Raw genomic sequence first — 18,451 nt, forward strand, 5'->3', positions numbered from 1 at the left:
TTTTCTATTCTTTTTTCTGCGACTAGATGTTAATTTTTCTACTGCGGGCTGTAATGAGCCACTGATCACAAATATGCTGTTCGCTATTGACTACCTGAACGGAATCATACAATGCACAAGTGGGACAAACGTGGTAGGGCTGCGCATAAATGGTATCCCCAATCGCATAGTTGTTTTCACCACGATTTTCGATGACCAAATGCTCTTCAGAATGTGAAATTGGGATTAGGTTGTCATCATTTAAAATGACCAGTCTTTTATCGATAGGGTTTTCAGAAGCGACTGCTTTGTACCCAATGTCGATACAAAAAGTAGTATTGGTTGGTTTTGAGATGATGGTTCCAACGATTACCAAAGCCGGTTCGAAATTTTGCTCCGGTAAGTTAATTTGATAGTTGGAATCCCAGAAGACAAAAGTTCCCGGACTACATTCTACATTTTTCTGTGTGGCGTAAAAAGGAAAGGTGTTAGATCCTCCGGCTACAATTTTTAATTCATAACCCAGTTTTTTCTGTAGAGCTTCGATTTCTTCGTTTATGCTAAAGAAGATATTTGAGGCGACCGAATTTCGATGTTCAACATCTCCTTTCAGATGACCATCATACAGATGAATACCTGCAAAATGAATATTTTTAAGCTTGATAATTTCATCAATCAGCGCTTCCCAGTTTTTAGAAATTGAAATTCCGGTTCTGTTCATCCCGGAGTTCAGATCCAGGTAAAGGGTAAGTTTTAGGTTGTTTTTGTGTGCAGCGATATCCAGTGCTTTTGCCGATTCGTAATTGTCAACAATGGTTGAAAAAGTGGTAGCAGGATATTTTTTAAGTAACGAAATCCATCGCTCTTTTTTATTGCCTACAGGCTGATAGGCGAGAAGTACGTCTGCAATTTCGTGTATGGCAGCAAGCTCTGCTTCGGCAATGGTCGCACATTTAACTTTGTTGATGTTATAGGTTTTAAACAAGTCCAGAATCTCTCCAATTTTATGGGTTTTGATGTGTGGCCTTAATTTCTGAGTATCGCCGTTCACAGATTCTATCAGACGTTCAATGTTGGTCTGAATACGATCTTCGTAAACGGCCAAAAATGGGGTGTCTACACGGATTTCGGAGCTAATTTTCCACCAATTGTTTTGCATAACTTAGTTTCTTGTTTTTTTGACAACTTCAATTAAATTCTGAAAAGCCTGAAGCGACTGCTCATAATTTAAATCGAGCATCATTTCTTTTGTAAATAAGTTAGAACCAATTCCAACGCAAACCACTCCCGATTTGAACCATGATTTCAGGTTGCTTTCTTCTAAGGTTACGCCGCCGGTCGGCATTATTTTTAAATTTGGAAAAGGGGCTCTGATGGCTTTTACATATCCGGGACCACCAATTTTATCGGCTGGAAAAAGTTTTACAATTTCGGCACCTAATTTATTGGCGTGGAGTATTTCGTTTAAGGTCGCGGCTCCGGGAATCCAGTAAATATTGTTTTTGAAACAGTAGTTCCCAATTTCCGGATCGGTATGTGGACAAACGATACAATCTGCTCCTAACTGATGAAAGGTTTCGGCATCCTGAACGCTTAATATTGATCCAACGGCTATCTTAACCTCTAAATTATTTGCTTTTTTAAAATGGATCATTTGGCTAAAAACTTCTTTAGCATCAGTTGCACGAGCAGCAAACTCGATAATTTTTATGCCAGCATCAGCCGCCGATTGCAAAACTATTTGGGCTGTTTCAATGTTGATTTGTGTCACTAACGGAAGTACACCTTGCGTTTTTAATATGCTGTACATGTTTTTGTTTTATCTGTTAATTCTGTTACTTGAGCCATTTTTAATAAAATGATTTACTTCATCAGGAGTGCTTATCGCGAAATCTCCATGAATACTTTGTTTGATGACACCACAGGCAGTTGCCCACTCGATGCAATCCTGACCGGATAATTTATGAGTCAGTCCGTATAATAATCCTGCGTTGAAGGCATCACCGGAACCTATCTGATCTGTTACCGCATGAATTTTATGTTCAGATGTCTGATAGAAATTGCCTTCATGAATGAGTAATCCTTTGTATAAATGTGCCGGCCCGTCAGACTTTCTGAAACTCATGGCGAGTGTTTTTAGAAAAGGCATTTTTGCTTTTAACAATTCGAATGTTTTCTGAAAACGATCGGCATCCGATTCTTTCGCATCGGTTTTGATTCCGAAATAAATTTCAATCGCATCTAAATCGGCGACTGTAATGGTGCTGTATTGAAGCAGATCAGGCATGACTTCTGACGGATGTTTTCCGTATTGCCATAATTTGGAACGGTAGTTAAAGTCGGAAGAAATAGGGAGGCCTTTTTGATGTGCCGCGAGAATAGCTTCTTTACAAACCAGAGTTGCTTCATGCGAAACTCCCGGACTTATTCCGGACCAATGAAAATGGGTTACATCGGCCAAAGCCAGGTCCCAGTTAATCTGATCTTTTTGTATGGTTGCAAAGGACGAATTGCTTCGGTCGTAAATCACTTGTGATTGTCGGATTTGATTTCCGGCTTCGACAAAATATAAACCTAAACGGTCTCCGCCATAAACACATTTGGAGGTGTTTACTTTGTATTTCTGAAGTTCGTTTACAGCCAATTGCGCTAAGTCATTTTGAGGTAATCGGGTAATGTAATCGGTAGGTATTCCAAGTTGGGAAAGCAAAACACAAACATTTGCCTCGGCACCGCCCACGTAAACTTTTATTTCGTTGGCTTGTGTAAATCGATTTCCGTTGGCAACATTCATCCGGAGTAATAATTCACCGAAAGTTGCGATTTTTGTTTGTGAGGTATTTGTATTCATGTTTTTTGTTTTTTTGCCACAGATTATATGGATTTCAAGGATTTATTAAAGGTACGGCTAATTTTTTTTAGCCCACTACTCGAGCGATAGCGGACAGGCGAAGCAATTCACGAATTTTTAATTTACTGCCGTAGTGGTGAAATTCATAAATTGTTTCGTTTGTTCGTCACAACGGACGGAAAAATAATCCTTTTTAATCCTGTAATCTGTGGCATAACTTTTTTTAATATAATTCGAAAACGGCTTCAACCTCAACAGGAATATTGTCCGGTAAAGAGCCCATTCCTACAGCGCTTCGTACTCCAATTCCGTTTTCGGGTCCCCAAACTTCAGCAAATAATTCACTGCAGCCGTTTATAACGTACGGATGTCTTAAGAACTCGCCATTGCAGTTTACCATTCCGAGTACTTTTATCACTTTTTTTACTTTGTTCAGGCTTCCAAAATTGGTTACAATTGTAGAAAGCATGGTTAATCCGACTTGCCTTGCTGCTAATTTTCCTTCTTCGATGTCCATGTCATCGCCAATTCGGCCAATGATTAAGGATTTGTCGTCTCTAACTGGCCCGTGACCTGAAAGGTATAAATATTTACCATCAACTAAATAGGGTTTGTATATTCCTAAAGGCTGTGGTGCCGGAGGAAGAGACAATCCAAGGGTTTCAAATTTTTCTTGTGGTAATAAATTCATGATATTAATGTATTATAGAGTTTAAAATAAAAACGAAAATGATTCCTAAAACAGATACTAAGGATTCCATAACGGTCCATGATTTGAAAGTATCTTTCAGGCTGATGTTAAAATATTCTTTGAACATCCAGAAGCTTGGGTCGTTTACGTGAGAGCACATTAAACTTCCTGCTCCAACAGACAGTACTAACAGGTTAGGATCAAGTCCGGCAGTTTGTAATAAAGGCAATAGAACCGTGGCGGTCATTAATCCGGCCGCTGTTGCTGAACCTACGCAAACACGAATAATTGCTGCCATCATCCATGCCAATAGATAAGGATGAATGTTTATTTGTGTTAAAGCTGTAACGATGGTTTCGTTTACGCCACTTACAATCATGACTTCTTTCAGACCGCCGGCTCCTCCAACAATTAAAACGATTAAGGCAACATCTTTTATCGCAACAGCATAGTCTTCCATTACAGAGGTGATGCTGCGGTTCATTCTGACACCTAAAGTATAAGTACAGATCAGTAACGAGATCAGCATGATCATGCTAGGTTCACCAATTGTTTTGCAGATATCAGCCAGAGTTTCATTTTTAGAAATCATAGGTGCTATCGAAGTCACTGTTAATCCGAAAACCGGAAATAAAGCAGAAAACAAACTCAGAGAAAAACTCGGAAGTTTGCCTTCGTTTACAACTTCTTCAACATTTAAGATCTCGTGATCCGATTCGGTTTTGATGTTTTTGAGTAAATTCGAAAACAATAAACCTGCAATAAAAATGGTTGGTATGGCAATGATAATTCCATAAACTAAAACGAGTCCAAGATCGGCATTAAAAATACTGCTTAATGCCATGGGTGACGGATGTGGGGGTAAGAAACCGTGTGCTACTGAAAGCGACGCCAGCATTGGAATACCTAGATATACTTTTGACAGCTTAAATTGATGGGCTACTGAGAAGATTAAGGGTACTAACAAAACAAAACCAACACTATAAAATAGAGGTATCCCAACAATAAATCCGGTAATCATTAAGCCAAGGCGAACGTATTTTTTACCCGTCCATCCCATAACCGTTTTGGCAATGACATTGGCGGCGCCTGATGAAACGGTAAGTTTACCAATACAGGTTCCGAAAACAATAATCAGCGTAATAGATCCTAACATTTCGCCCAAACCTTTTTGTACAGTTTGCGATAAAGTGTTTATTGGCAGGCCTAAAAAAAGGCCCGCTAATAAAGCTGTTATGATAAAGGCAATAAACGGATTGATTTTAAGCCAGGCGATCTGGATGATTAAAAACGCAATGCATGCCGTAAGAATTAAAATGCTCATTTATCTATTTGTATTATTAACTCCGTTGCGAGTATTTCGTATACATTTTATCAAACACATAGTGACCAGGTGTTACTGCAAGTGGAACTCCTTTTCAGGATTGCAGGAGCTATGGCTCTATGTGTTTAAATCAATTGTATCAACGGTTATTGTTTTTATTTATCCCACCAGATTCTTGTTGTAAAAGCATCAGCTCCCTGACGTTTTACCGCATCAGCTAAGTTACTTGAATTCACCGAATATTCACTTACCGGGTATTTGATACGTCTCGGAATGGTTCCGTTTGTAACATTTCCGGGAAAGTTTATCGGCACTAATGCCGGGTATCCGGTTCTTCTCCAGTTGGCATAAATTTCCTGCTCGTCTACAAACAATGCAATCCAGATCTGGCTGTGTATCTGACTCATTTTTTGATCAAAAGTTCCCGCCACATTATAAGGATTCAACGTTAGGTAAGGAGTTGCGTCGGTAATGGCATAAGCCGCACCGTAAATTCCCATGTTCAGGAAAGATGCTTTTACCGCTTTTTCGTATAGATCTTTATCGGTTTCAGCGGTGTACCATCCTCTTATGGCTGCTTCGGCCAGGTAAAGATTAGTCTCGGCATTGCTCAGGATCATCATCGGAGCATCGTATCGGAACACAGTACTTTGGTTTGGTTCAGAATAAGTGCCTTGTTCCGCTGGTGACGGAGCAGTTTTAGTTCCGTTAGGAAAACCTTTTTGTACAGCAGGATCTGTATTTTGTACCGTTCCCTGCCAAACACCAGAATAAACACTAAGTCTTGGGTCAGCTGTAGTTTTTAGTACATCGATGAAAGTTTTGGCCAGTTTTCCGCCTTCTGTGTTTTTTTGTCCGAAGGAGTCCTTGGCAAAATCAAGACTTCTGGAGTCAATACCGGCAGGATTCCTGTTGAAATCATTTGGGCCATCTGTGTATTTAATCAGTGCATTGTCAGCTGCGTTTACGATTACTCCGCCGGTAATGGCTTTTGTTACCCAGGTTTTGGATAATGCAGGATCAACTTTTGAAAGTCGTAAACCAAGACGAAGTATTAAAGAGTAAGAAAACTTCTTCCATTTGGCGATATTGCCTTCATAAATAAAATCGGCTTTACCAAAACTTGCTTTGGCTGGATCTAAGGCTGCTGCCGCTTCATCAAGTTCTTTTAGTAAGTCCTTGTAGATGAATTCCTGACTGTCATATTTTGGAAGAAAATGTTCGTTAGTATAAGCTTTTGATGCCTCGGTATAAGGAATGTCTCCATATAAATCGGTCATACGGTGGTAGATATAGGCTTTCCAGATTCTTGCGATATTGAGTTTGTTGCTCTCGACCGGATTATCTTTTAAAGTGTTAATTACCGTTTGGATTTCATTGACTGCAGTTGGATAACCTCTGTTGAAGTAAGCAGAATAGTAAGACTCGTTGTTTAAGTACTTGTCTCCCACACCTGATGCTTCTTTATAGGTCGCATAATGTTGCAGCATACCACCGCATTGCAGCACATTTGTAAAGAAGTAATTGTTGTTTAAACCATCAAGCTGTGACTGACTAAAAATAAAAGTCGCATTTGGTACTTCAACAGAATTGGGGTTGGTGTTGATTTCTTCAAAATCTTTGGTACAGGCTGTCATACTTCCTAAAAGTATACCTGCCATATATAAAATGGTTCTCTTTTTCATGGTTTTGTTCTTTAAAATTTAACATTTAAACTTAGTCCGAAACTTCTTGTTCTAGGTACTCCAAATTGTTCTATACCCTGAGCATTTCCTGCACTAAACACAGATTCAGGATCCACATTTGGAGTTTTCTTGTAAAGAATGAACAGGTTTCTTGCAATAAAAGAAACTGAGGCTCCCTGAAGTTTGGATAAAAAACCGAATTTTTCAATTGGCAGTTGATAGCCAATAATCACTTGTCTTAGTTTTATGAAACTGGCATCGTAAACGAAATAAGAAGATATGTTTCTTAAACCGTCATAATAAGTTCTTAGATCTGCCGGCGCAATAACCATATTTACAGGATTCCCTTTAGGATCAACACCTGAAATTGGCAATCCGTTCTCACGACCTTCCAGTGTCATTTTGGTCAACCCCATACGGGTTCCGTACAAGTCTGTTCCGGAGTATAAATCTCCACCAAATTTACCGTCAATTAAAAAGCTGAACGATACTGATTTGTATTTAAATTCATTACTGATACCTGCCGACCAGGGATGAACACCCTGACCCAATTCTTCAAGAGGACCTTGTGCGACAGTTGCGGTATTGCCGCTTACATTATACACTGTGTTGCCATTGGCATCTTTAAGAGGTTTGTAACCTTTTATAGTACTGTAAGGACGGCCAACGTCGCTGTTCACGGTGACATATCCGTTTACAGAAGTTGCCATAGTAAGCGAATTTAATTGACCTGTAAGTGATTCAACGGTGTTCTTGTTATAAGATCCGTTGATGCTCGCTTCCCATGAAAAGTTATCGTTGTTAATGATTTTTCCGCTCAGTAAAAGTTCCACTCCGGTATTTTTCATTTTTCCAAGATTCAGTAAAGCGGTTCTTGCTCCTGAGGCGTTGGAGATGGTAGTTTCTACAATGTCATTTGTGGTTTCACGGTTGTACCAGGCAAAATCAAGATTTAAGCGATTGTTGAAGAATCCCATGTCTGTTCCAACCTCCACAGTTGTTGAAGTTAATGGACTTAGTGTCGAATTTGGAACTCTTGAACCTGTTGTACTTTGTAAGTATTGACCGTTATGTCCGCCCTGAATCATAGAGTAGGATTGGTTTAAGGCGTATGGGTCCGGAGTAGCTCCACCAACTTGTGCCCAGGAAGCTCTTACTTTGCTAAATGAAATCCATTCCGGCATTTTTACAATGTCTGAAAGAATTACGCTTGTTCCTACTGACGGATAGAATATCTTATTGTTGTCTTTTGAAAGGGTAGAAAACCAGTCCTGACGACCTGTGAAGTTTAGGAAAACCACATTTTTGTAATCTAAATCTGCGGCAGCGTACACAGAATTTGTTTTGGTTTTTCCGTAAGGATAGGCATAGGTTATGGTGGCTAAGTTGGTTAAAGAGTAGAAGTCGTCTAATACAAAATTTGATCCGTCTATTCTCACTTCATCTCTTACATTGGTACGGGAGTTAACTCCAAGCAAAGCATTCAAAGAGAAATCTTTGTATATGTTTTTCTTAGTGTAGTTCAGAATGGCTTCAGAGTTTAAATTGGATAATTTAACTTTTGATCCCTGTCCGTATCCAACAGGATTGTTTAAACTTGTTTTAGGAATATAGGCGTAAAAATCGTAATTCGTATAGTCTTGTCCAATTCTTCCCTGAAGGAATAATTCAGGAGTAAAGTTCACTTTTACGTTTAGCATACCGATAAAGCGGTTTTTAGTATCGCTGTTTTTAATTTTATTAACGGCGAAGTAAGGGTTGGTAGCCACTGCAACGGGATTCCAGGCTATCTCTCTGCCATTCGCATCATAACCCGGAGAAAGATTTCTAATGTCGACTGTATTGCCGATCATATAAGTTGCCCAGTTCGGATTTGCTTCTGCATCAGATACTGTAGTTCTGTTCTCTGTTTTGTCGATATTGTATTGTGCGACAACGTCAAATTTTAACCAGTTTGTTACGTTAACATTACTTGCTATGTTGACACTTTTTCGATTAAAAGAAGTATTAGGTACAATACCCTGATTGTCCATATTCATAAAAGAAAGACGTCCGGATGCTTTGTCGGTTCCTCCTGATAAAGCAAGTGAGTTGATAAAAGTAGTTCCGGTTTGGTAGAAGTTTTTAATGTTATCTTTTTGAGGAGAGTAAGGTCTTTTTACACCGTCGAACTGAATTACGTCTGTCCCGTCCATTTTAGCTCCCCACGACCAGCGTCCGTATTCTATAGCCTTTGCTTGAGTTAATGGCTTTTGTCCTGCATCTCCGGATCCGTATTCATATTGCCAGTCCGGTTTAATAGCTGGAGTTTCAAAAGTAAAGGAAGTGTTGTATTCTGCACCAATTCCTTTTTGAGCTGATCCTCTTTTAGTCTGAATTAAGATCACACCGTTTGCAGCATTTGCACCATACAGTGCGGCAGCGGTTCCTCCTTTTAGTACCGTGATGCTTTTGATGTCATCTGGATTGATAACAGAAGTACCATCACCACGGTCTACGTTAATTCTTGGTGATCCCGGTGCATTTCCGGTACCCGGTAAGTTTAATTGTGTATTGTCTATTGGCAGGTCGTTTACAACGTACATCGGTTGATTGTTTCCGTTTAAGGAACCATTTCCACGAATTACAACTCTGGTTGATCCGGTTGGCCCTGTTGCAGTACCACTCACGTTTACACCGGCAATTTTTCCTGCAAGGGCACTGGTGATATTCGTTTCTTTGGCTTTTGTAAATTCAGTTCCTTTAAGTTCGGTTACAGCATAAGAAATTGCTTTTGTACTTTTTTTAACTCCCAGTGCAGTTACTAAAACCTGTTCGAGTACATTTTCGGCAGGTTTTAAACTTATAACTACATCTGTGATCTTATCTAGTTTATACTCTAAAGTTCCGTAACCCATGTAAGAAATGATGATGTGAGTTTCATTTTCCGGAACATTTAGTTTAAATTTTCCTGTTTCATCGGTTATAGTAGCTGTTTTCGTATTGCCTTTGGCGTAAATAGTAGCTCCGGCAATTGGCATTCCATCGTCCTGACCAATGACTTGGCCCGAAATTTCAATCTGACTGCTTTTTTGTTCAAAGAGATGCGTTTTAATTGCAGTCTCTTTTGCATTTACTGAGAAGATTACTCCCCCAATAAATACTAATGAAATTAGCTTTGCTTTCATAATACTTTGGTTTTCATGTTTTATTTTGGTTTTTATTGGCGATCAAATATATAGATAATTTCTATTAATTTGCATTTTTTTTGCACAAAGTGCATTTTTTTTGCAATATTTTTTTCTGAAGTGTTTTTATAATCCAAAAGAAATGAGGTTTCTAAAGGTGTTCTGAGAAAATTTTGCAGAATGAGTTTTTTTGGAAAGAATTTATTTTAATCTTAAAATTCGTATTTTTAGAATAAGCAGTTTGGGGAATTCGGTTCGTTTTGGATCGCGGTAGCCTAAAAAAATACCATCCATAATTCAAGATGAATTACGAATGGTATTAGGATCAACATGAAAGGATTTGTGTTTGATGTTATTTAGTAGTTTAATCTACATCCCACCAAACTTTAGCAAGCCAGCTGTTATTGTTGTATTTGGCACCTGCCGCTAAATAATTCTCCTTGTTACTTGTGGATTCTTCAGGAGGATAAGGCATTCTGGTAGGCATAACTCCGTTTGTGGTTGATCCTACATTTGTTATTTTGACCAAAACCGGAAAGTTTGTTCGCCTGTGATTGCTGTAAGCTTCCATTCCGTTTAAAAATAAAGTGAGCCATTGTTGGGTTGCAATTTCCTCCAGTTCTTTTCCAGGAGTCAGGTTTTTTGTCGCTAAGAAGGCGGTAATGGCATTGTTGTCGATAATGGAAGCGTCTTTAAAAATAACCCATTGTCTGATTCCGGCTTCCATTCCTTTTTTATAAAGATTTTTGGTGTCGCCTGTATAGAGATTTCTAAAAGAAGCTTCTGCTAAAAGCAGTTGTGTTTCTGAATAAGTAAGATGCAGGTATGGAGCGCTGTTTTCGTATAAATAGGGCTGCAATCTTGAAATATTGCTGCCACCGCCCGGGAAATTGTAGCCGTACATGTTCGGATTAATAGCCACATAATTACCGTTAGGAGCAGGTAAGAACCATATTTTTTTTCTCGGATCGTCTCCCAATGCATCAAATAGGGTGGTAGTAGGACGGTCTGTTAGTTCGTTACCTTTTAAGGCATGAGACAGTCCGTTGCCGTTGTTCACCGCTCCAACTGTTTCCGGAAGAGTGGCGTCGTGTTTCATGTAGCAATTATCATCGTTGCTTGTGAAAATACCATTTGCAACTGCTTTTTGAATTTGCTCTTTGGCGAGGGCAGGATCTACTTTTGAAATTCGCATCGCGCAGCGCAGTCTTAAGGAGCTGATCATTTTTTTCCATTTAGATACATCCCCTGCATAAAATATATCTCCTTTTATGGGATCGGTTCCAGATTGTATCTGGTTGTAAGCCTCATCTAAAACTTTAAAAAAGTCAGTGTAAATATCTTTTTGACTGTCGTATTTCGGATAGAAGATATTTTTGTAGTACCCCAAACCGGCTTCAGAGTAAGGAACATCTCCGTATAAATCTGTCAGACGTTGAAAAGCCATAACTTTCAATGTTTTTGCGACCGCATTTAAGTTGGTGAATTCTGCTTTTCCATTGGTTCTTTCATTGAGATCTATAACGTTGCGTATCAGTCCGCCGCCATAATTTGCATTCCAAAGCGCTCCCTGGTATTCGGTACTGCTTGCGTAGAAAGAGCCAAAAGTTGCTGTTGCCCAGGCAGCTCCAAGATGCTGAATGAAGCCTTCTCCGTAAATAAGATTGGCTCTCCATTGTTCGAAGATTGCGCCTGAGAAGGAAGCTTCAACACCGGTTAATTGTGCTGAAGGAGCTATGGTTACGAATGATTCAGGATTGGTATTGGTTTCCCTGAAAAGTTCATCGTCGGCACAATTAGTTGTGCTAAGGAGTACTATGGCACCGAGCGTATATTTTGCTAATTGTATTATATATTTTTTCATTTGAATCAAATTTGAGGGTTAGAAGGATAATTGTAGATTAAAACCATAAGATCTTCGATAAGGCAAAGAACCGTATTCAAAGCCTTGTCCATTTCCGTTAGTGTAAGTAGATTCCGGATCGATGTTTGGAACTTTAGAATAGATATTCCACAGATTTCTACCAATTACCGAAAATTTAAATCGGTCAAGTCCGGTTCCTTTTAACCACTTTTTAGGAAAATCGTAACCTATAGAGGCTTCTCTAAGTTTAACGTAAGAAGCATCGTAAACAAAAGGTTCTGGTGTAGTATTATCTCCATACAGACTTCTCCAATATGTTTGAGGGTTAACATAACGTGTGTTGTTCTGGTATCCGGTTACATTACCGCTACCGTCCTTGATTTCAGTTACACCTTCTACAATAAGTCCGGCAGTTGGGGTTAATTGCCCTATTTCATTTAGTGTTTTTCCGGCTGCAAGTTGTGCGGCAACCCAGGCATTATATCCGTCTCGGCCTTCAATGGTTTCGTCTGATAGTCCATTGTAAGCTGCATAAGCATTCGTCATAGAGTATACTTTACCTCCAAATTTCATGTCGAAATTGGCTCTAAGGCTAATTCCTTTGTAAGAAAACTCATTGGTAACGCCTCCAATCCAGTCCGGAGCAGTTTTTCCTAAGCTTTCATAACCATCGGTTAACAGTGGAAGTCCGTTTGCTCCTATGATTATTTGGCCATCAGGCGATCTTTGGAATTTTCTTCCGTAGATTTCCGTAGAACTTTCTCCTACTTTGGCCACAATTTGTGCTCCGGCCCATCGTGCATTCGAGATCACCTGAAGGTCGGTTTTGTCGGTTAATTCCAGTAGTTTGTTTTCGTTTTTCGCAAAGTTTAAGGTAATGTCCCAATTGAATCCATCAGGATTTCTGAAAATTCCGGCGGTTATTAAGGCTTCGAAACCTTTGTTTTCAACGGTACCTGCATTGGCATTGGCACCCACAAAACCTGACGTTTGTGAAGTATTTAATACAATTAACTGGTTTTTTGTTTTGGTATAATAATAAGATAAATCAAGTTGTAAACGGTTTTTAAAAAAACCTAAGTCAATTCCCGCTTCGTAGCTTGTAGTGAATTCTGGCTTTAAGGTGTTGTTTGGAATGATACTGTTGGCTACTGAACCAATGGGATTTCCTAACAGCGGTTTCGTTTGTATGTTATAGTTAAGTGCTGTACTGTATGGTGCTTCCAGGGCTTTTGCAGTTCCTGCCCAGGAAGCTCTGATTTTTCCAAAAGTTAAAACATCACTTTTAATGTCGAAACCATCCGTAAAGATAAAGCTGGAGGATACCGAAGGATAAAAGTAGGAATAATTATTGTTGTTAGAGGAGCTCACGGCCGAGGCTAAGGTTGAATTCCAGTCATTACGCCCAGTGAAATCTAAAAATAAATAATTTTTGTAATTGGTTCTTAAGTACGAGTATACGGAACGTACCAGAATTTCGTCGTTTGTTTTCGGATTTAGAATGCTGGACTGGAAGTTGGCTTGTTTGTTGATTCCGTTAGTAATCATATCCGTAAGCGCAACTCCGGAAACGATTCTTTGAGAATTTCTTTGATTGGCTCCAACACCAAAGGTTACGTTAAAATCGCCAAATGATTTCTGGGCATTCAATAAGGCTTCTGTATTGTATTCCTGAAAGGTGGTGTTGCTGTTTATTAAAGATCCATTTTGTCTGGACAACCAGGTGCTTCCGGCGTTGACAAAATCGGAACTTTCAAATGTAAAACGGTCAATTCCGGCTCTTGCGGTAGCGCTTAACCAGCTGGTAAGGGTATAAGTAGCACTGAAATTACCTAATATTCTGTTCTTTTTGGTTTCATTTTTATTTTCGTTTATAACAAAATAAGGATTTAACCTGTTGGCGTCTGCGTTCCATGGGTAATATACGCCATTTGGATCTTCATAATTTTTTAACCAGGCCTGATCAATATTTGGGGCTATTGCAGCTACAGATAATCCGAGATTTCCGGCATCGTCTGATAAAGAAGGCCTGTTGTCTGTGTTTTCTGTAATATAGCTAAATTTAGCATCTAATGTTAGTTTTTGTATCTGAGAGTTAACCCCTAACGTGAAAGTGTTTCTTTTCAGACCGCTTTTAGGAACGATGTCAGTGGCATCAAGATTAGAGTAATTTAATCTAAAGCTGGTGTTGTCACCTCCTCCTGATAAACTAAAGCTGTTGTTTACGCTTACTCCGGTTCTGAAAAAATCTTTAATGTTGTCTTTTACATTTTCATAAGGTTTGTAAGAGCCGTCAAAAATTCTTGTTGTAGTGTTGCCGGCCGACCCGAATTTTGGTCCCCAGGCACTGGTAGTGGCATTTTTTCCATTCGCAATGTCATTTGGATTTGGAAGTACTCCGTTGGATCCTGTACCGTATTCTCTTTGGAAATCTTTATAAGTTGTGTTGATTTGGTCAAAGGTAGTTGTGCCGTTATATTCGGCTTTTAAAGAGCTTCTTTTCCCCTTTTTGGTGGTAATAACGATAACTCCATTGGCGCCACGTTCGCCGTAAAGCGCACTGGCTGCTCCTCCTTTCAGAACCGAAATGTTTTCGATATCATCCATGTTTAAACTCGATAGCCCGTCTCCATTGTCTGCCCCTTCTGAATATCGTCCCGATTTAGAATCGGTTATTGCGGCCAGTCCTGTATTTCCTAAAGTAACACCGTCAACCACAAATAAAGGCTGATTGTCACCGCTAATCGATCGGTTTCCTCTGATCACAATACGGGAACTACCTCCAAAACCTCCTGTGGTTTGAGAAATGTTAACCCCTGCTACTTTTCCGTATAAAGATTGAGCGACACTTAGGGTAGGATTGTCTGCCAGATCTTTTCCTTTTACGTCCTGAAAAGAATAACCAAGTTCTTTTCTTTCTCTTTTGATGCCTAATGCAGTAACGACTACTCCCGAAAGGGCTGTTGCGGCAGCTTCTTTTAGTTTTATGTTGAGGTTGTTAGAATTGCCTATTAGGATATTTTGTGGTTCTAATCCTAAAAAAGAAATCGTAAGTGTTTTTCCTTCCTGTACGTCGATAGAGAATTTACCGTCAAAATCGGTTGTGGTACCTCTTTTTTCTTCTTTTATGCTTATGGATGCTCCCGGTATCGAGATGCCATTAGTATCGGTCACCGTTCCTTTGATGGTTTTTACTTGCGCCTGGGTGACCTGTATCGCAAAAAAGAACATAAATAATAAAATAGTTTGTTTCATTCTTTGGGTTTTTAGTTAGTTGAGGTTTATTGATTGATTGTTGTTTTTTTGTTTCACTGGTGAGGTGAAAGAATTTCTTAATTCGTTTCCTGAAGACGAATTATTACAAATAGAATCCTGTTGCTTTTACTACAGTTTTGGTCTTTACTGTAGCTTTAGTATTATGCTTTAAAGAACAAGGAGCCTACTTGTGGTATTTTAGCGCTTTGCTTTTTTATTGCAAATGATTCATGACTGTTTGTAAGAATCATTGTTGGCGGTGCGCCCTTTAAAATTGGGTGTTTTTTCATAATTAAGTGTTTTTTAAGATGTTGTGTTTTTTAATCAGCGGTCAAATATATATAAATTATATTCATTGTTAGCAATATTTTCGCATAAATTATGCAAGATTTTTGCATAATTTTTTCAGATAATGTTTTTTTATTCTGAAAAATCCGATATTTACTAGGCTTGTGGCTCTTTGTAAGAGGGTTTGTAAAACTCAAATCTTGTTTAGGCTTTTTGTTTTAAAAAAAAGGTATTTTTACCATATGAAAATCGCACTTATACAATCAAATCTTTACTGGGAGAATGCTTTAGAGAATAGAAAGCAATTTGAGGCCAAAATCAATTTAATCGATGCTGACGTTAATTTGATCGTGTTGCCGGAAATGTTTTCAACGGGATTTACGATGAATGCCGCAGCTGTTGCCGAAACGATGCAAGGGGAGACTATCTCCTGGATACAGTCTTTGGCGAAACAAAAAAATGCAGCTATTGTGGGCAGTCTTGTTATTGTTGAAAACGAGAAGTATTACAATCGAATGGTATTTGTTTTTCCGTCAGGTGAAATTCAATATTACAACAAGCGCCATTTGTTTTCGCTTGCAGGAGAAGATCAGTTTTATACCAGAGGAGATGAAAAAGTAATTGTGAATTATCTGAATTGGAAGATTTGCCTGCAGGTTTGTTATGACTTGAGATTTCCTGTTTTTGCCAGAAATGTCGAAAACTATGATTTACTGCTGTATGTGGCCAACTGGCCAAAAGTAAGAACCAACGCCTGGGATGCTTTGCTTAAAGCCCGTGCGATCGAAAACCTCAGTTATGTGATTGGGGTTAACAGGGTAGGGCTGGACGCCAATAATTTTGAACATACTGGCCATTCGCAAGCGGTGGATTTTTTAGGAAATTATATTCTGGAACCACAGGAAACGGAAGATACTTTTGTGGTGGAATTGGATGAAAATTCGATGTTAGAAACCCGAAAAAAACTTGATTTTTTAAGCGATAAAGATGTGTTTAGAATTGATTTTTGATTCTAATTCGAAAGCTTATTTTTGAGGTTCTTCTAAGACGATAATTTCGTTCTTAGGATTTTTGGTACGGACAGCAATTTTTTGGTACACCCATTCTGTTCCTTTTTTGAAAGCAGAAATGTTTAGTTTACCCTTTTTTTTGGCTCCGTTGACTCTCACGGATAAATTAACGGTATTGTGATTGTTGGAATACATAACGTTTCCTTCCAGAATAGCCAGTTTGTCGATAGGTTCAATTGTGCCAATATTTTCAAGTATGCTTGGGTTTTTATTCGCTTTTTCAATTGCTTTTTCAAAAAGCAGCTCGTCTGAATAAGCTTTGGCGATATCAGTAATGCTATCTTGAGAGGTTGATGCAGCTAAAATTCCAATTAAAAATAGACATAGGAAGGCGGAAGGTAAAAACCATTTCCAGTTTCTTTTGAACCAGCTTTCTTTTTCAACCAAATCATTTTCCATAGCGCTTGTTTAGGAATTAAAATTTAGAAGGCTTTCCTTTTTTTCTCCTCGTCTTTTTTCTTTTTTTCTGCTTGTTTTTTCTCTACTTCAGGATTGAACGGAATACTTAAATCAATAGCCTGATCGACATCCCAATTGGTGCGGACATCTACTGGGGTTTGGTAATAAAATACTTCTTCGGCGTACTTTTTATTCAGGAAGTCTCCTGAATCATAAATTTTGTTCTTATTGTCGTCGTAGATTATTCGAATCGTAAATTTATCAGGAACTAATAAATTGAATTCAATTTTAGTCTTGCCTTCAGAATAATCACTGGCGTATACAACATCTCCTTTTGCGTTAGTCACTTCAACAATAATTGGAAAACGTTTTACATTTTTTAGGTTAAGAACCAGGTTTCCATAATCGGCAGGTTCTTTTGTGCTTAGTTTAATAGCCAGAGTGTCATTGGTTTTTTCGTAAAAATCAGTCAGTGCACCCGGAAAAAATGTTATGCTGTATTTTTCAACAGGCTCTTTTTTGAAATCAACATAGAGTTTTTGCTCAAATTCATCGTATTCTGTAGTAAAATCTACGGCAGTTGAATCTTTGTTAACCAATCGAATTTTTGATTTGTCAAATTTTACCAGCGGGGTAGTTGATTCTAAGGTAAATCGATCACGGAAATTGATGGTTCCGTTTTGAACAGCAGTTATGTTTAAAGTGTCTTTCTTTTGGTCTTTAATTTTTACACTAAATCTTTTGTTGTATTTTTCTTTACTAACCTCTACTGCCAACGAATCTGCTTTAACTTTTAGAGGTTTGTACCAAATTTGCAGAGAATCCTTTTTAGGAAATGCGGTAACAATTGTTTCCATGGTGTCGTTCCCGTGTTTCAGGACCACTTTAGGTTTCGAAAGTTTAAAGTTTTGCTTGCTTTCATAAGGAAGGTATAGTCTGTTTCCTGAGGCTTGTACAGGTTTTACAGCTTTAAACGGAAGAACTTCTTTGAATAATTCCAATTCAAAAACAGTATCGTTCGGAACGGTAATGTAGTGTTTGATAAAACCGATTTTATCATCTTTAGGGTTGTATCTGTTGTTGCTTCCTTTGTCTTTCAGGGCCATCAACAGGTATTTTCCGGCCTTTAAATTTTCTAATTTGAAAGTACGTAAACTGTCCAGCGTATTGGTAATGTAGCGCGGACTTTGCTTGTAAATTAAAGAATCCTGGTAGGTATCGTTTATTTCATAAAGCATTACCGAAACAAAATTATCTACATTTTTCTCATAAGCATCTTTAATTTGTCCGCTTATCGAAAGCGAATCAATAGAAGAACCTGTTGAAAAAACATATTTGAACTGGTTTATCGAGTTTCCTTCGTTGTTGTCTGCTATACTTTGCCCAAAGTTAAAACTGTAGGTAGTGTTCGGCAGCAAAGTGTCTTTTATTTTAATCGTGATCACTTTACTCGGTGTCGTAGGTAAAATCAACGGCTCATGTTTCATTGGCGGCGAAACAATAAGCTGCTTGTTGAGGTTTTTAAGTTTTACATACTCGTCAAAACCCAGAATAATTTCGTTGCCTTTAAAATCAGTACTGAAATTTTTAGGCGAGCTGTATTTTAAAACCGGAGCCAGTGTGTCTTTTAGTCCGCCGGTAATGCTGCCGCGTTTGGCACAGCTTAACATAAAAAAGACCAGTAAAAATGCAATATATCTAAAGTTGTTTTTCAACATAACGGTTTCTGAATTTGATTGCACAAAATAACAATTATATTTGCTTTAATTGAAACTTTTTAGCCATTTATTAGGATTTACAGCTTTTGCAAATTGCTGTTTTTTTTAAAATTGAAAACCATAACAGCGAAGAATTTCTTACTTTTGGGTTTAAAATGTA

General features: G+C 38.4%; 13 protein-coding genes. 1 reads left to right on the forward strand and 12 read right to left on the reverse strand.

From position 1 onward, the window contains the following. Positions 1–22: 22 nt before the first annotated feature. The 10 genes from BHE19_RS06790 to BHE19_RS23025 form a co-directional block, all read right to left on the reverse strand. Positions 23–1,138: a D-TA family PLP-dependent enzyme gene (locus BHE19_RS06790; protein WP_070906443.1), complete on the reverse strand. Its 1,116-nt coding sequence runs from the start codon at positions 1,136–1,138 to the stop codon at positions 23–25. A gap of 3 nt (positions 1,139–1,141) precedes the next feature. Further along, the gene (locus BHE19_RS06795; RefSeq protein WP_070906444.1) at positions 1,142–1,789 is read right to left on the reverse strand and encodes a bifunctional 4-hydroxy-2-oxoglutarate aldolase/2-dehydro-3-deoxy-phosphogluconate aldolase; all 648 of its coding nucleotides are present in this window, start codon (positions 1,787–1,789) and stop codon (positions 1,142–1,144) included. 9 nt (positions 1,790–1,798) lie between these two features. After that, positions 1,799–2,830, reverse strand: coding sequence for a sugar kinase (locus BHE19_RS06800; RefSeq protein WP_070906445.1), 1,032 nt, complete (start codon positions 2,828–2,830; stop codon positions 1,799–1,801). 223 nt (positions 2,831–3,053) lie between these two features. Then, positions 3,054–3,521 carry a RidA family protein gene (locus BHE19_RS06805; protein WP_017497717.1) on the reverse strand — a complete coding sequence of 156 codons (468 nt, stop codon included), beginning with the start codon at positions 3,519–3,521 and terminating at the stop codon, positions 3,054–3,056. Positions 3,522–3,525: 4 nt separating this feature from the next. Further along, complete coding sequence (locus BHE19_RS06810) at positions 3,526–4,845, reverse strand: GntP family permease (RefSeq protein WP_070906446.1); 1,320 nt, start codon at positions 4,843–4,845, stop codon at positions 3,526–3,528. Positions 4,846–5,000: 155 nt separating this feature from the next. Further along, positions 5,001–6,530, reverse strand: coding sequence for a SusD/RagB family nutrient-binding outer membrane lipoprotein (locus BHE19_RS06815; RefSeq protein ID WP_070906447.1), 1,530 nt, complete (start codon positions 6,528–6,530; stop codon positions 5,001–5,003). Between the two features lie 11 nt (positions 6,531–6,541). After that, on the reverse strand, positions 6,542–9,697 hold the full coding sequence (locus BHE19_RS06820) for a SusC/RagA family TonB-linked outer membrane protein (RefSeq protein ID WP_070906448.1): 3,156 nt from the start codon (positions 9,695–9,697) through the stop codon (positions 6,542–6,544). A 364-nt stretch (positions 9,698–10,061) separates the two neighbouring features. Further along, the gene (locus BHE19_RS06825) at positions 10,062–11,561 is read right to left on the reverse strand and encodes a SusD/RagB family nutrient-binding outer membrane lipoprotein (RefSeq protein ID WP_070906449.1); all 1,500 of its coding nucleotides are present in this window, start codon (positions 11,559–11,561) and stop codon (positions 10,062–10,064) included. Between the two features lie 18 nt (positions 11,562–11,579). Further along, on the reverse strand, positions 11,580–14,816 hold the full coding sequence (locus tag BHE19_RS06830; protein ID WP_083342479.1) for a SusC/RagA family TonB-linked outer membrane protein: 3,237 nt from the start codon (positions 14,814–14,816) through the stop codon (positions 11,580–11,582). A 161-nt stretch (positions 14,817–14,977) separates the two neighbouring features. Further along, entirely contained in the window at positions 14,978–15,106 is a 129-nt protein-coding gene (locus tag BHE19_RS23025; RefSeq protein WP_262487639.1) for a hypothetical protein, read from the reverse strand. A gap of 240 nt (positions 15,107–15,346) precedes the next feature. On the opposite strand from BHE19_RS23025, the gene BHE19_RS06835 reads away from it, so the two are divergent. Further along, on the forward strand, positions 15,347–16,114 hold the full coding sequence (locus tag BHE19_RS06835; RefSeq protein ID WP_070906450.1) for a nitrilase family protein: 768 nt from the start codon (positions 15,347–15,349) through the stop codon (positions 16,112–16,114). Between the two features lie 15 nt (positions 16,115–16,129). On the opposite strand, the gene BHE19_RS06840 is transcribed toward BHE19_RS06835, so the two are convergent. Beyond that, on the reverse strand, positions 16,130–16,573 hold the full coding sequence (locus BHE19_RS06840) for a cytochrome c oxidase assembly factor Coa1 family protein (protein WP_070906451.1): 444 nt from the start codon (positions 16,571–16,573) through the stop codon (positions 16,130–16,132). Between the two features lie 23 nt (positions 16,574–16,596). After that, positions 16,597–18,291, reverse strand: a complete 1,695-nt coding sequence (locus BHE19_RS06845; protein WP_070906452.1) for an Ig-like domain-containing protein — start codon at positions 18,289–18,291, stop codon at positions 16,597–16,599. Between the last annotated feature and the right edge of the window lie 160 nt (positions 18,292–18,451).

Origin of the sequence: Flavobacterium tructae, assembly GCF_001853485.1 — a bacterium.
In the GTDB taxonomy this organism is placed as follows: Bacteria; Bacteroidota; Bacteroidia; order Flavobacteriales; family Flavobacteriaceae; genus Flavobacterium; species Flavobacterium tructae.

Excerpts from the sequence above, each read along its gene's own strand:
- BHE19_RS06790 (WP_070906443.1), bottom strand. The coding sequence starts at position 1,138 with ATGCAAAACAATTGGTGGAAAATTAGCTCCGAAATCCGTGTAGACACC.
- BHE19_RS06795 (WP_070906444.1), bottom strand. The coding sequence starts at position 1,789 with ATGTACAGCATATTAAAAACGCAAGGTGTACTTCCGTTAGTGACACAA.
- BHE19_RS06800 (WP_070906445.1), bottom strand. The coding sequence starts at position 2,830 with ATGAATACAAATACCTCACAAACAAAAATCGCAACTTTCGGTGAATTA.
- BHE19_RS06805 (WP_017497717.1), bottom strand. The coding sequence starts at position 3,521 with ATGAATTTATTACCACAAGAAAAATTTGAAACCCTTGGATTGTCTCTT.
- BHE19_RS06810 (WP_070906446.1), bottom strand. The coding sequence starts at position 4,845 with ATGAGCATTTTAATTCTTACGGCATGCATTGCGTTTTTAATCATCCAG.
- BHE19_RS06815 (WP_070906447.1), bottom strand. The coding sequence starts at position 6,530 with ATGAAAAAGAGAACCATTTTATATATGGCAGGTATACTTTTAGGAAGT.
- BHE19_RS06820 (WP_070906448.1), bottom strand. The coding sequence starts at position 9,697 with ATGAAAGCAAAGCTAATTTCATTAGTATTTATTGGGGGAGTAATCTTC.
- BHE19_RS06825 (WP_070906449.1), bottom strand. The coding sequence starts at position 11,561 with ATGAAAAAATATATAATACAATTAGCAAAATATACGCTCGGTGCCATA.
- BHE19_RS06830 (WP_083342479.1), bottom strand. The coding sequence starts at position 14,816 with ATGAAACAAACTATTTTATTATTTATGTTCTTTTTTGCGATACAGGTC.
- BHE19_RS23025 (WP_262487639.1), bottom strand. The coding sequence starts at position 15,106 with ATGAAAAAACACCCAATTTTAAAGGGCGCACCGCCAACAATGATTCTT.
- BHE19_RS06835 (WP_070906450.1), top strand. The coding sequence starts at position 15,347 with ATGAAAATCGCACTTATACAATCAAATCTTTACTGGGAGAATGCTTTA.
- BHE19_RS06840 (WP_070906451.1), bottom strand. The coding sequence starts at position 16,573 with ATGGAAAATGATTTGGTTGAAAAAGAAAGCTGGTTCAAAAGAAACTGG.
- BHE19_RS06845 (WP_070906452.1), bottom strand. The coding sequence starts at position 18,291 with ATGTTGAAAAACAACTTTAGATATATTGCATTTTTACTGGTCTTTTTT.